Source organism: Bacillus sp. SG20033 (genome assembly GCF_044570195.1).
Lineage (GTDB): Bacteria > Bacillota > Bacilli > Bacillales > Bacillaceae > Bacillus > Bacillus subtilis.
This window is the reverse complement of record NZ_CP172606.1, coordinates 2114790-2128618: the sequence shown is the minus strand read 5'-3', so window position 1 is coordinate 2128618 and position 13829 is coordinate 2114790. Positions and strand designations below refer to the sequence as shown.

The 13829-nt window shown below is 40.5% G+C and carries 16 protein-coding genes and 2 pseudogenes; 3 read left to right on the top strand and 15 right to left on the bottom strand.

Annotated features, from left to right (window positions below; translation table 11 throughout):
* Window positions 1–14: 14 nt before the first annotated feature.
* Together ACFVP7_RS11140 and yneA are read right to left on the bottom strand one after the other, a co-directional pair.
* Complete coding sequence (locus tag ACFVP7_RS11140; RefSeq protein ID WP_015714011.1) at window positions 15–668, bottom strand: recombinase family protein; 654 nt, start codon at window positions 666–668, stop codon at window positions 15–17.
* A gap of 18 nt (window positions 669–686) precedes the next feature.
* On the bottom strand, window positions 687–1004 hold the full coding sequence (yneA, locus tag ACFVP7_RS11135; protein WP_121591885.1) for a cell division suppressor protein YneA: 318 nt from the start codon (window positions 1002–1004) through the stop codon (window positions 687–689).
* A 149-nt stretch (window positions 1005–1153) separates the two neighbouring features.
* Between yneA and lexA the strand changes: the two genes are divergently transcribed.
* On the top strand, window positions 1154–1771 hold the full coding sequence (gene lexA / locus ACFVP7_RS11130) for a transcriptional repressor LexA (RefSeq protein ID WP_003238209.1): 618 nt from the start codon (window positions 1154–1156) through the stop codon (window positions 1769–1771).
* Window positions 1772–2107: 336 nt separating this feature from the next.
* On the opposite strand, the pseudogene ACFVP7_RS11125 reads toward lexA, so the two are convergent.
* Window positions 2108–2397: pseudogene (locus ACFVP7_RS11125) on the bottom strand (hypothetical protein).
* Entirely contained in the window at window positions 2306–2740 is a 435-nt protein-coding gene (fosM, locus tag ACFVP7_RS11120; protein ID WP_396583244.1) for a FosM family fosfomycin resistance protein, read from the bottom strand. Before fosM ends, ACFVP7_RS11125 begins: the two are co-directional and overlap by 92 nt.
* Before the next feature lie 208 nt (window positions 2741–2948).
* Between fosM and ACFVP7_RS11115 the strand changes: the two genes are divergently transcribed.
* On the top strand, window positions 2949–3398 hold the full coding sequence (locus tag ACFVP7_RS11115; protein ID WP_015483284.1) for a YndM family protein: 450 nt from the start codon (window positions 2949–2951) through the stop codon (window positions 3396–3398).
* A 26-nt stretch (window positions 3399–3424) separates the two neighbouring features.
* Here the strand turns inward: ACFVP7_RS11115 and pghL are convergent, their stop codons facing one another.
* From pghL to ACFVP7_RS11070, 9 genes are all read right to left on the bottom strand, one after another.
* Window positions 3425–4183, bottom strand: a complete 759-nt coding sequence (gene pghL, locus ACFVP7_RS11110; protein WP_338733973.1) for a gamma-polyglutamate hydrolase PghL — start codon at window positions 4181–4183, stop codon at window positions 3425–3427.
* A 224-nt stretch (window positions 4184–4407) separates the two neighbouring features.
* The gene (locus tag ACFVP7_RS11105) at window positions 4408–4722 is read right to left on the bottom strand and encodes a hypothetical protein (protein WP_026113726.1); all 315 of its coding nucleotides are present in this window, start codon (window positions 4720–4722) and stop codon (window positions 4408–4410) included.
* 90 nt (window positions 4723–4812) lie between these two features.
* Window positions 4813–6453: a YndJ family protein gene (locus ACFVP7_RS11100; RefSeq protein WP_396583243.1), complete on the bottom strand. Its 1641-nt coding sequence runs from the start codon at window positions 6451–6453 to the stop codon at window positions 4813–4815.
* A complete protein-coding gene (locus ACFVP7_RS11095) occupies window positions 6450–7067 on the bottom strand; it encodes a DUF4166 domain-containing protein (RefSeq protein WP_396583242.1) in 618 nt (205 codons plus the stop codon). Before ACFVP7_RS11095 ends, ACFVP7_RS11100 begins: the two co-directional genes overlap by 4 nt.
* A 4-nt stretch (window positions 7068–7071) precedes the next feature.
* Window positions 7072–7878: a hypothetical protein gene (locus ACFVP7_RS11090; protein WP_396583241.1), complete on the bottom strand. Its 807-nt coding sequence runs from the start codon at window positions 7876–7878 to the stop codon at window positions 7072–7074.
* A gap of 146 nt (window positions 7879–8024) precedes the next feature.
* A complete protein-coding gene (locus ACFVP7_RS11085) occupies window positions 8025–9239 on the bottom strand; it encodes a Ger(x)C family spore germination protein (protein WP_396583240.1) in 1215 nt (404 codons plus the stop codon).
* Window positions 9229–10320: a spore germination protein gene (locus ACFVP7_RS11080; RefSeq protein ID WP_069703555.1), complete on the bottom strand. Its 1092-nt coding sequence runs from the start codon at window positions 10318–10320 to the stop codon at window positions 9229–9231. The genes ACFVP7_RS11085 and ACFVP7_RS11080 overlap by 11 nt, the downstream gene beginning before the upstream one ends.
* Before the next feature lie 29 nt (window positions 10321–10349).
* The gene (locus ACFVP7_RS11075) at window positions 10350–11912 is read right to left on the bottom strand and encodes a spore germination protein (RefSeq protein ID WP_116316098.1); all 1563 of its coding nucleotides are present in this window, start codon (window positions 11910–11912) and stop codon (window positions 10350–10352) included.
* A 292-nt stretch (window positions 11913–12204) separates the two neighbouring features.
* Complete coding sequence (locus ACFVP7_RS11070; protein ID WP_268749319.1) at window positions 12205–12393, bottom strand: hypothetical protein; 189 nt, start codon at window positions 12391–12393, stop codon at window positions 12205–12207.
* Between the two features lie 308 nt (window positions 12394–12701).
* On the opposite strand from ACFVP7_RS11070, the gene ACFVP7_RS11065 reads away from it, so the two are divergent.
* Complete coding sequence (locus ACFVP7_RS11065) at window positions 12702–13136, top strand: SRPBCC domain-containing protein (RefSeq protein ID WP_003231627.1); 435 nt, start codon at window positions 12702–12704, stop codon at window positions 13134–13136.
* Window positions 13137–13200: 64 nt separating this feature from the next.
* Here ACFVP7_RS11065 and ACFVP7_RS11060 read toward each other — a convergent pair whose 3' ends face one another.
* On the bottom strand, window positions 13201–13599 hold the full coding sequence (locus ACFVP7_RS11060; protein WP_153529768.1) for a hypothetical protein: 399 nt from the start codon (window positions 13597–13599) through the stop codon (window positions 13201–13203).
* 16 nt (window positions 13600–13615) lie between these two features.
* A pseudogene (locus ACFVP7_RS11055) lies at window positions 13616–13775 on the bottom strand (hypothetical protein).
* Window positions 13776–13829 lie beyond the last annotated feature (54 nt).

Sequence of the window (13829 nt, the reverse complement as noted above, 5' to 3'; positions counted from 1 at the left end):
GTTTTACAACTGATTCACTCTGCTGTCTCTTCATTCTCTATGTATTCCTGAAAACGCCGGTGAACGGTTGCTTTAGAGACATCATAGCCAAACCCTCTTAGGGTAGCCGCGATTTCAGCAAACGTCAGTTTATTCGCTCTCAGGCGGACGATCTCTGAGATTGGCACCTCTATTTTTTCTTTTCCACTGTTCCCATGTTGGTTTTTTAAGTTTTTTTGCGGTTTAAAACCGTTTTTTACTGCACGTTTCATTCCCCGTCTGATTTTCATGTTGTGAATCTTTCGCTGATACTCTTCCACAATGCTGACGATTTCCAAGACCATTGAGTCAGCCTCCGATAACTCCAGTTCACCTCTATGAGCCGTTGTATAGACTTTCACACCTTCTCTGTAAATACAATGAAGCAGTGCGATTTTTGCGTTTCCCCGCCCGAGCCTTGTCTCGTCTTGAACCAAAATGACATCAATACCAGCGTTCTTAATCTCATCAAGCAGCTCAAACACACCATCCCGATCCATTTCATATCCGCTGGCTTTTTCTGAAATCACTTTGACCACTTCCATGCCGTTCTCCGCTGCAATGGCCGTAAGCTCCTCCTCCTGCCGCTTTAATGACGTTTCCTGCTGTTCTTTATTTGTGCTTACACGGGCATAAATGAGTGCTTTCATTTTATCTCTCTTTCCTCTCTATCTTACAGTTGCTAATTCATATGCATCCTGATGCTTCTTTTTCAATGGGATCACTAACTCATCACCCGGCTGGATATCAGAGGTTTGAAGTTGATTTTTATCAGCTACCCATTCAATAAAATCATTTTTGTTTATCTTTTTTGTATCTGCTACCTGATCAGCAATTGACCAGAGTGTGTCGCCTTGCTGGACTTCTATTTTAACATATTGATTAAGCTCTTGGCCGCTGCTTGTATATGACAGCATAAGGATAACCGCGTTCAAAATCACTGTGAACAGACCGACAAAAATAATAGATTCTTTACTCATGATCATAACCTCCAACAGGAATGTTTGTTCGCATTTTTATAATTTCAGTATATACGAACAAACGTTTCTGTCAATTGTTTTTTCGAACCTATGTTTGTACTGTAAGGAAAATCATGCTATAATCTTCTTAAAATCGACGTTTTGAGGTGCGAAAAATGACGAAGCTATCAAAAAGGCAACTTGATATCCTCCGTTTTATTAAAGCAGAGGTTAAATCAAAAGGATATCCGCCTTCCGTGAGAGAGATCGGAGAGGCTGTCGGGCTTGCGTCCAGCTCTACTGTCCACGGCCATTTGGCCCGCTTGGAAACAAAAGGGCTGATCAGACGGGATCCGACAAAACCAAGAGCAATAGAAATTCTTGATGAAGAAGTAGACATTCCGCAAAGCCAGGTCGTTAATGTACCGGTCATCGGGAAAGTCACGGCGGGATCTCCTATTACAGCAGTAGAAAATATTGAAGAATATTTTCCGCTCCCTGACCGCATGGTTCCTCCAGACGAGCATGTATTTATGCTGGAGATTATGGGAGACAGTATGATAGATGCTGGTATTCTCGATAAGGACTATGTCATCGTTAAACAGCAAAACACAGCGAACAATGGGGAAATTGTAGTTGCGATGACAGAAGATGATGAAGCAACTGTAAAACGATTCTATAAAGAGGATACACACATTCGCTTGCAGCCTGAGAACCCAACGATGGAACCTATCATTTTGCAGAATGTCAGCATTCTAGGGAAAGTGATTGGCGTGTTCAGAACCGTCCATTAATCTATTGATCTATCAGATGCATGAAATAACCCCCTTTTCCTTTACGGAGAGGGGGTTTGTTGTTCAAAAAAAGCAGGCTCGCCCTGACTTTTGGGTGCGAGCCTGAATAGGAGGAAAAAGAACATCATGTTTACACCATAATTATCCACCAAAAGATTGTTGAAGTCAAGAAATTTTCTTTCCTTCAGGAAACTTTTATCAAAATATGAACGTTTAGAATATTAGACGCTATCTTCTTAAAAACGTTTCATTTTTTAGGTCGTGGAAGGATGCGGTTTCATATTTATTAAGGGGCGAGGCAATTGAAATATACTGAAAATTTAGTACACAGTCTAATTAGTTCATCTTTCTGTTAAAACAGCTCGCTTTCTTCTTATAAAATGTGATATATTTCAATTTCACCTTCACCCAATCACTTGTGCAGTTCAAAAAATATGGCATCGTTGAACAAGTCGGGTAGAAACCTTCCCCAAACATAAAGTCTCCACCAACACCCTTCTTTAAATTTAACCTTATATGAAATATGGTGTGATATTAAAAGGCCGTTTCATCATAAAAGTGCATATGCGTTTTTTCTTGTTTGTAATATCGAAGCCTGTCTTGAAGGGTTCCGGTATGAAATTCAAATTTGTGGCCGTCAGGGTCGGTAAAATAAATTGATTTTCGATCGCGTTCATCTCGTTCTCTGCCAGGCAGAATATTGACATGAAGTCTTTTTAATTTAGCTGATACCTCCTCAAATTCATGATCTTCAATTGTAAAAGCAATATGGGTATAAGAAAGCTTAATGTCATTTCTCGGGATGTCTGGTTCTTCATTAAGCGCTAGCCAGATGCCGTTCATGTCAAAATATGCAGTTGTTCTTCCCTTTACCAAAAGCTTTGCATCAAACACTTTTTCATAAAAATCAATCGATGTATCCAAATGCGAAACTGAAAATAGCAAGTGATTGATTCCTTTTATCTCCACAAATCATTCCCCCCTTGAAAGCTGATCATCCACATATACGTCTTTTTTCATAAGAATGTTTCATACTGCTGAAAAAAAATACCAGTGTAAACAAAAACGGACTGTTTAAAATAGTAACATGACCATTATGAATGGTTTTGAATTGCATTATTTATCATTTGTTTACGCCCAAGAATTTTCTTCAAAAAATAACAAATTAGGTGGTCAAATGAAACATATCATTGCGCTTGCTTCAAAGATTGCTTTCACTCTCGCCCTTTTATATGTGATTTTGGACAGAGTCTATCACGCATCCTTCTTAAGTGTGATGTTTATTGCACTTTTCTTAGGTTTTGTTTCCTATCTTTCTGGTGACATGCTCGTCTTACCCAGAACAAACAATATTACAGCTTCATTGGCTGACTTTGGCCTTTCATTCGTTATTCTTTGGGTATTTGTTTTAACCCAAACAAGAAACGATTTCTCACCATTTGGAGCAGCTCTCCTTTCCGCTGCCTGTCTTACTGTTTTTGAATACTTTTTTCATCGGTATTTACTGAAAAATGTACTTGATGAAAATTTCCGAAATGAACTGTCAGCGAGAGATAACACGTTGCAGTATCAAACGGAAGCCGCGGACGAGCTGTTTCCCGAAACGAATGAGAAGCATAAAGAATAGGAGGCTGTCTTATCGCCTCCTATTTTTCAGTAGCTATTTTTGAGAAAACGGAACATCACTTCTGTAAACTTATAAAACCTCTCATTTTGAGTAACAGCTCTGCTTTTTAAAGAAAAGATGCCGAACAAAGACTTTCGAAAGCCAGTGCTCATTTCTATCTGGATACTTAAACCTGTTTTTGATTTATTTGCAATGTTATTCGGACTAACGCCCGCATGTGGATGGTCCGTATTGAGCAATACAGCAGGAAAACCGGCATGCTGCAATTTCTCAACTAAATCTGCCGCTCTTACGCGATCTGTACCGCCGACTTCGATCTGCTGATCTTCTTCTGCGTACCCGTGTAATGAAATGACATATTCATGATTTCCCGTCATTTTAAGGGCCCGAGGTTCATCAAAGTGCGTGCTCGTAATGTGCAGGACTGAGTTTCCTGTCGATTTTAAGCCTTCAAATAAATACATCGAGTACTCTTTGCTGAGTTCTCTCGCTACTTCACTTGTCCCGCCTTCAATACCTCCTCCGTGAATAGCTAAAACAAGAACAGGGCTTCCGGTTTCTTTCGTAAAAATGTCGTAATTAGAAGGATCTTCATTGTTTTTTAATTCCTCAAAATTCTGATATACATCTTCAGCATAAATTGAAGAAATCGGAGTAAATACCATAAAAATAAACAATAATTTTACAATTTTAATAGTTGATGGAAAACGTTTGGCTATGTTACAATCAACATGCTTCAAGGAATGGAGCAAACGGCGGAGCAGGGATACTTTGGCCGGTTTCATCTACTCCGCCTCTAAGTCCAAATCAACAGGATGTAGGTCTCTTTGAGGCTTTAGCACGAATTCTCTTGTCCTCCTTGTTAAATTTTTGTTAAATTCACAATATTATATACCATTAGCCCGGGCGCTGTTCTTCTCATTTTTGAATTTATGAAAAGTAAGCTGGCACCACATCCCCCATTTCCATACAAAACAAAAATGCACCAGCCCTTTGGCCTGTGCATTTTTTATTTTCTCTTCATTCTTCGTTTTTTTGCTTGATTTAATTTCATGATGTTTTTTTCAATTTTTCTTATGTTTCGCCTTTGCGGGATTGTTTTCATTTCATAATAAACAGAAATAAACCCGCTTAATGTCACTGCTGCAATATAAAGGACGCGCTGTTTGATCATCCGGTCAGCGTGTCCATGATCATTCGCTTCTTTTTCCAGTCTTTCGATCACAGCTTTATCAAACAGCTGATCGACATACACTTGTTTCATTCCCACTGCAAACCCCGCAGCCAGCCAAAGAATCAGAAATAAACTGATATAAAACACCATAAACCCTTCCTTTCCTGTCTTGATGCGGCGCAGAATTTTTTAAAAACAGTTCATCTCATTACAACTGGCAGACGAAGCTTCTTCTTTGTGTTAGGTTCTTTCAATAGGCTGGTTAATATGTGTAATGCTATAATGAACAGTTAGAAATTTTATTCCAAACAGCCACATATGATGAACAGCGGTTAATTTGTTGTCATGTGCAGCTTCTATCAGAAAGGTTTCAGATAAAGGAAGCGGACAAGTTCCCGCTCTTGTTTGCAGATAAATTCCCTCATCCCCCGCTCTGCTTTTTCTCCGCCTGCTTGTTAAAACCAGCTTCTCCTGATGATGATATGGTTTTAAAACACCTGTCATGCTGCTGAATGGAAGCGGTAAAGAAATATTCATATACCCCTCTCCATTTGAACGATACACTGAATAAAGAGCGGTAAAAATGGTTTCGTTTTTTTCATTTGTTCTAATCCAGGCACGTACTCTTTCCCTTCCGTCTTTTTTAGAATGAACACCTCTTATCTTGCTGTACATCCTATACCAGTCAGGGTTCGTCGAAAGATGTATTTGGCCGATTCTTCTGCTGAACCATTCGTAAACAATTGCAAGCGGCCGAAACCACGTGCTCCATGTTACTTTTGCTTTCATATTGTATTCGATGGTTTGTTCATAAAACGAAAGAATGAGCGGCGCCAGTTTTTCTGGTGAAAAATCTTTTGAACGCAGGCTGCCCATATCATCCACAAGTCCGCTGTACCGAGCGTTATTTTCAGCTTGAATGCTAGCTAAAAATTCTTCTCCAATCTTTCTTTTTCCGTAGATACGGCTGAATGTCTTTACACTGTCTGCATCAAAAGACTTCGGATCCTCTATTCTCCACCCTATGAGAGCGGGCAAGATAACACCAAACGCGTTGACAAAACCGTGAATCCAAATCATCTGATTGATGGTCAATGTAACTTCTTGCCGAAATACACCAAATGAATAAATCATCGAGAAAGCAATCGTTATCATTAAAACAGCGGAAGAAACCCGAATAAGAAATGTCCCCGTCTTGGTGCGAAAAGCTGCCGTGAACACCAAAAATGCATGAAGATAAATCGCCGCCATATAAATGCTAACCGCAATGACATCAAGTGTTTTTGAATATGTGATGCCCAGTGCGATAAGAAGGGGCGAAAGCAAAATCACCCATGTTATCCAACTATACAACATCCGATGTTTTCTAATGGTTCTGCCGAGTAATCCGTTGAAGATCGGGATCAGAAAAGCAGAATAGTGAAAGTGGACAGCAGTCAGCAAAATGATGAGAGGGCCAAATTGCATGATCTGCAAATGGGCAGCATAAGCAAAAAACCAAAATCCTCCTCCCGCCAAATAAATAAGACCGAACAAAACTGATGTCTCTTCGATTCTATGTATCTTTGTTTCCCAAAGGCGGAGGATCGCATACAATGCAATAAAAACTGTGTACATCCACCAGATAAGTGAGAAACCACCAACCTCCGTCACTAGAGCCAGCACCGCAAAGAATGCGGCTGCCGGATAGCACTGGATTAGCCCGTTTTCCATAAACTGAGCAGCACGAACCGGCGATTGACGAAAAACAAAAGGAAAAATTCCCGGCACGAAAAAAAGAATGGATAACAAAACGAGTGCCTCTGGCACTGAAATATCCTGTGCTTCCGCTGCAAGAAATCCTATAAAACAAAGCGTACTGACTATGCCATTTCGTTTCATGATTCTCTCTCTTCCTCCTGAAACGTTCCTTTATAAAAGAAAAGAGTGCCGAGAATTGTATTTTGCACATGCACTTCAATGGTGAAACAATTCTTTTTTTCATCAAACGTTTCGCAAACTACGGATGTACCGGTCAGCCATTTCGGCAACGGGATTCTTTTTCCACATATCAATAGCCACTGCTTTCCCGATGTGATTGTAAGAGAGCCGTCAAGAGATGCCTCGAACGTCAAAACAGACAACAGCAGATGAGGTTTGCCGAAGAAATCAAGTATTCTATTTTCTTTCTCGTCATATATCATTATCGCGTCAAAGAAACGTTTTTTGCCTTTAAAGAAAAATGTACGATTCCATTCTATCCCTGTATGTTGCGATTTCAAAAGACAAGTTCTATTTTGTATTGTAAATGGAATGTCTTTGCCTCTTTCTGAAAAGAAGCATCTGAAAAAAACACCCAGCTTTAACAGCATTCTAACCAGAAAAGAGCCTCCGCTTATTTCTGACATCGTTCCCGTCCCGCTGAATGTTTGAGACCCGTCTAATTGGTACCGTTTCCGCAGCTTGGGATGCAGCAAATGATAGTTAATAATTGATTTTTCATAAATCGAACTCACAATGTCACTTCTTTCTCTTTCGTTTTGTGCGCCTGGCGCTGGGGAGCTGCAGGCTAAGAGCGCCGCTTGCCGCAGAAAACACACTCAACAGAACCCATATGAATATCTCAGAACCTAGACAAGCGAACCCAGCAAAAATACAAGCCTGGACACCATGAATGATCCATTTTCTTTTTAAAGGAAGCAGCCACAAAATAGCTAAGCCTATCTCCGCTGTTCCTGCCAAAATGCTTGTTTCAACACCTGCAAAGCCTTGATAAAACCAAAACAGGCTGAAAAATAGACACATGAACACATAGATGATAGCGGATCGAATGAAGCGCTTCGGATGTTTATTTTTCTCAACCCAAAGCCTTAATGCATCAAAGCTCCAGGCAGTCGCCCAGCCAAGCAGGGGCCGAAATAATAAACGATCGATCCATCTTCCCGGCAGTCCGTAGGCTGTTTTGTATTGATACTGTGTTAAAAACGTCATTTTCCCATTTTCTCTCTGTATATACTTCCAGTAGCCGCTTCCATGCCGAATCAGAGATAACGGATGATCAGAGCCAAAAGCCAGTGAAGAAGACCTTTCAGATGAACATTTGTTGAAAACACCGACGGTTTCTCCTGTACCTAACACCTTTAATCCAAAGCCTACCCTTGTTTCGTAAAGAAACTTCTGTTTTTCGCATGGCTGACTATTCAAATACGTAATATTTGAAAACCGGAGATCCCATTCCTTATGCAGTGATGGGTTTTGTGTATATTCCCAGAGTTTATCCAGATCAGATTTCATTTCGATTTCTACATAAATCGGTTTCTGCCTCACAGCCCCTTCTCCCTTCCATTTCAAGCAATTCCTATATTAGCATATTGGTCGATTTGAAAAGTGTATATCTCTCCAAAAAAAGTATCTTTATCCTAAAAAATGCATAAAAAAGAGAAGAGAGGTTTCCTTCTCTTCCTTGGGATTCATTACTGAGTTTTAACCGTGCCGTAATGAGTAATTGTGACGTTCACACTGTATGTGATGTCGGCTTTACTGAAGGTGTCATCCCAGTTATTTTTCACCCTTTTCCAAAAGTGAGGATATGTAAGTCTTAAAGATTCATCAAAACCCGCAACATCTGCTTTATAATCATGCTGAATTTTTTTTAATACCTGACCAACTATTTTCTTTACCTCGTTTTCAATAGTCGTTTCGAGACGATCTATAAACTGGGTGTCCAACGCCTCTTTTGTGTTCCAGTTTTCAACCAAATCGCCTTCTGATTCAATATCGACATGGAATGAAATATCTTTCCCTTTTACGATTGGCTGAATTTTGCTTTTGATTTTATTGATATCGTACGCTAACGTCTGTTGGCTCTTTTTATCATGGCTTTTGACAACTCCGCCTTTCCCTTCTCCTCTAATCCATGTAATCCCCTCAGTTTCATATTCATTTAAAGTGCCTATCATTTTTTTGGATTTTCCGTTGATTACAGCTGCTCCGGAATACTTGACCGCTCCATTCGCCGCAACCACATTTTGCAGTAAAAAACTGCTGCCAGAATGCAGTTTTCCAATTAGTTTCGCGAGTGTCATAGGGGGAAGTATTCTGGAAACTTTATGTTCATTTTCACCTAATCCAATCAGCCGAAAAGCCGGGATTTCTCCGTTCTCTTTCAGCTGGAGAGCGTCTCTTGCTTCCCCTTTAGCAGATAAAACAAGACAGCTCAGCCTGATTTCATTATCACGAAAAAATTGATCCAGCATTTCGTCGATAGGAAATGTGTGCAGCACATCTTCACTCATGACAACAACTTTTAAATGCGGGCTAAACACTTCTCGGTCCCGTCTTAATGCAACCTCACTTCCGATCTGCTGTAATGAATCCCCTGTTTCACTTATATTAATGTACGCTTTTTGCGCTCCTTGTCCGCTACCGCCTCCCCCGCTTGTGCCCGCGCCTGCCGCTTTTTCATTAACAAATTGATAGGTCAGCGTAATGTTGTCTTTTTTCGGATAGCTCCCGCCCTCTTCTTTTAACTCTTTTTCAGTGTTCGTTTCTTTTCCTTTATCAATTGCGATAGCGAATGTGAGACCGAGATCTTCTATTTCCCGACTGCTCCAGCATCCTGTTACGCAAATCAGCAGCAGACATACTATGACCATAGCAGGCAATTGACGTTTTAGTTTACTTTTCACCTCTTTTCCTCCATTTCGAAATGACTAACAGCAAAATCGGCAAAGCGCCAAATATATACAAAGCGATATGACTGACCGTATCGCCCAATATAAAGACGTCATTTTCATTTTTCGGCATGCAAGAGAGGATATATATAACAGGAAGCAGCCCAAACATACATGAAAGGGGTTTCTTTTTAAAAACTTGTGAGACTCCCAGGGAAGCTGCATAAAAAGTGATAATAAACGTGGCAAAAAGCTGCATAATCCAAATCACAAGGAGAAATGATTCAAACCGTTCAAATATTAAACCAGGTATTTCAAAACTTCTCATCAGGTCAAGCCCCGGCCATGTTCTCGTCACAACTCCCTCAACTGATAGTGCACCGATGACCATAATCATCGTAATCATATAAAAACTGGTCACAACGCCTGTCCCGATCACAACTGCTTTCACCGCATTTTTCGGCTTTTTCATAAATGCTACTAAAATGAACATAATTTCTGAACATGTAAATGAAAGGTTCGTTGTCTTTACACCTCTAAGAACCGGCATGATTCCATCACCTAATACAGGGCGCAAATTGTTGATCTCAAATATGCCTAAACTCATGAGGGCTATCGTTAAAAAGATGATGACCGTAATCGGAAAAATCATTTCAAAAAGCCGTGCAATCGGATCTAGGCCTTGTGTAATTGAATAAAGCCCAATCCAAAGAACTGTCATAATGATGGCCCAAGACGGTGTCCCTTCGAGGAGAAAAAAATCCACGATTTCGGACATGACTCTGACTTCAAATGCACCGAGTGCCAGAAAATAAGTAATAAAAACAATACTGATCAGATGCCCGAGCCATTTTCCTACAATATGTCGGGAGTATTCATAAAAGGTCTCCTTAGGATACTGCTGGCTTAATTTAACTATAATCATCCCGGCTATTACCGCTAGGACCCCGCCTAATAAAACTGAAATCCATCCATCAGGAGATTGTGTTTGTTCTGTTACTGTCCGAGGGAGCGTAAGAACTCCGGCAGCAAGCATATAATTAATGATGATAATCGTTGCCTGAGCGGTTGTGATTTTACTGGTTGGACTGAACATGAGACTTTATCACCATCCTGTCGAGTTCATCACTTCACCCGTTTTGTATTATCTGTATTCATCATTTTAGGCCGGCGCTTCATGACTAAAAGAGGCATTCTGATAACAAAGTCTTTCCAATCTTTTAAGTGATAGGGCACTGCCGGACTTGCGTATGGCACACCAAAGCTCTTTAGCTTTACGACATGGCTGCTTAGCAGCAGATAATACATAATGACTCCAAACAATCCAAACACCGCCGCACAAAACATCGCGCCAAACCGAAGCATCCGAAGTGCTATACCTGTGCTATAATGCGGGATGGCAAATGAAGAAATTGCTGTGAGCGCAACAACAATGACCATGATTGGACTGACAATCCCCGCCTGCACAGCTGCTTCCCCGATGATTAATCCGCCAACTATGCCTATTGCGGGTCCAATTGGTTTTGGCAAACGAAGCCCCGCCTCTCTTAAAATTTCGATCGCGACTTCCATAAATAAGGCTTCAATCAGAGATGGGAACGGAACACCTTGGCGCGTCCCGGAAATTGAAATCGCCAGCTTGGTCGGAATTAACCCAGGATGAAAAGAAATAAATGATATATATAAAGCGGGTGCGAATAACGTTATCATTGCTGCGATGAACCTCAGCAATCTGATGAGCGAGCTCGGGAACCACCGTTCATAATAATCTTCAGGCGATTGAAGCATCATGCTGAAAGTGACTGGAACAATCAAAGCAAACGGAGTGCCGTCTAGCAGAATAGCTACTCTTCCTTCCATTAATCCGCTTATGACGCGATCAGGACGTTCTGTACTCTGTACTTGCGGGAACGGGCTCAAATAATTATCCTCAATTAACTGTTCAACGTAGCCTGACTCCGGCAAATGATCGATCTCAATCCCTCTCACTCTTTTTCTTACTTCCTCGACTACTTTTGGGTCTGCAATGTCATTCATATAAGCGATAATTAAATCCTTTTTTAATCGTGTTCCTACTTCAAATCTCTGCAATGTTAATTGATCATTTTTTCCTTGCTGTCTCAAAAGAGCTGTATTCGTACTCAACTCTTCTGTAAAGCCTGTGCGCGGCCCTCTGACAAGCGCTTCTGAAAGCGGCTCCTCGATACTTCGATTTTGTTTTTTTACAGTTCCCAGAAGAAAGGCCTGCGGTATTCCATCGATGAGAAGCGCTGTCGAACCCATGAAAACATTCAACACGATATCACTGATTTTCTCTGATTCTATGACATCACCGATTGATATGATTTGATTTTTTATCTGTTTCGAAGTTAAAATACCTTTGCCGGATTGAGAAATTTCATCGCTTACCTGATTAGGTTGATTCATGACTAACACTGATAGTCCTTTATTAATCAAGTCCTGATCAGACAGTCCTTCAACAAAGATCAATGCCGCTTTCACATGTAATTGAGTGATTTCAAGCTCACGGAAATGAACGTCCCCGTTATGTCCTATTTTTCTTTTTACATGTTCTAAGTCGTATCCGATGTTACCGGTTAACACATCCTGATCCTGCTTTTCAGCTGTCGAATAATCTGATTTATGCTGCTTCTGTGTTTTGTACTGATTGTTCCGCCACCTCATCATTGCACCTTCTTATACATGAATCCAAGTAAACACTTTATAGATTACATATGGAACGAGAAATACTACTAACGCTTGAAACCACACATTCCAGTCAGTAAGTGTTGATATCATGTTATCCATCTGTCAGTTCCCCTCTCTCTAATAGGATTATTTTTCCCGTATACCTATTTTTTATGTTCGTCTTTTTTCTCAATAAAAAAGCATGATGAACATTTCATCATGCTTTTAAAGAAATCAACCTGACCATTTTGCATAATTAACACAAAATGAGCCTTTTAGCAGTCTGGGAAAACTAAAATTCCAGCTTGAAGCTTTCTGCCTGATCTGAAACTTCCACAGGAATCCCCATTATCGTTTTCGGTTTGGAAACGTAAACAAAGCGCATTTCTTCCTCCAATTGCTGAAACGCTTTTTCACTAACTATAATTCTGGCCGGCTTCCCTGGACTGTTATCTATGGCTGCTTTGATTTTTCCAAGCATAAAAAACCTCCTGTTTTAGAAATGGATCATTTACTATTAAAACAAAAATCACAAAATAAATTGGCTGAACAGGAATTCCAGTTCAAACATAACAGTTGCGGCTGAGCAAACAAGCAGGAACGAAATGACAGCATACACATCTCTCTCTTTCTCGTGCATGCAGAATTCTCCCATTCACAGATCAGACTGGCAACTGACACGCTGTTGAACAGCAACTCTAGCATAAATAATGCACGCTATGGACATGATCTTATTAGTTATTATATGATTGAATTGAAAAAAACATCATATGTCAAGAGGTAAAAGCAATGGCTCAAAACAATGAAAATGCATTACCGGATATTACAAAAAGCATTACCCTGGAGGCTCCCATTCAGAAAGTCTGGGAGACAGTCTCTACTTCAGAAGGCATTGCCAAGTGGTTTATGCCCAATGACTTTCAGCTCAAAGAAGGACAAGAATTTCACTTACAATCACCGTTTGGGCCGTCCCCTTGTAAAGTTTTGGCTGTTCAAGCTCCAACTGAACTTTCTTTTGAATGGGATACAGAAGGATGGGTCGTTACCTTTCAATTAGAAGACTTGGGGGAAAAGACAGGGTTTACCCTTATTCACAGCGGCTGGAAAGAGCCGAATGAAGTGATCGGCAAAGCAAACGAGAAAAGCTCCGTCGTTCGCGGCAAGATGGATGGCGGCTGGACTGGCATTGTAAATGAAAGGCTTCGTAAGGCTGTCGAAGAATAAAAAAGAGAGAGGTATCTCTCTTTTTTGTTCTTTCCCAAGGGTTATACTTCACAATTTGAGTCCATCAATCATAAAACGTAACAGTTTTAGATTTACCAGAGTAATCGGTAACAAAGAACTCGGCCTTGTTATTGCTCCCATCTACAAATTTTCCAATACTGCCAAATGTGTAGCATTCTCCGGGTGAAAAATAGTTTGCCCCTACATAATCATCAGGATTGTCACCGGGATCATCCTCATATAAGTGCAGTGAAACAGAAAAAGGAGTGCTTCCTGAAAGGCACACTCTAAAATCTCCTCCGGTCGAGTATACCGTCGGACTTGAGTAAGTATATGTGTAAGTTCCCAACTTATCCCACTCTCCAGCCCCCGCAGTTCCGGCTTTTTCTGCTTGTGCCGTTAATGGAAAAACCGCAGCCAACCCTAAAACAGACAAAAATCCAACTACCTTAGTAAATCTCATCAGCTACACCACTCCTCTATTTCAATAATAGCCGCAGATACGTTTGTATCATTTCCGGCAGAGCTACATAATTGATCCAGCCTGCCTCCCTGCTTCTTAGGCAGATGACATTGGACATTATATTCAGCAGCAGCCGTTTTATGAATCTGCCTTTGTGCTGGATTTAAAATGTTCAAAATAAATGCATTCCCATTTGTACTGCTATCTCTTATAATTTGTTTAAAAGGTTG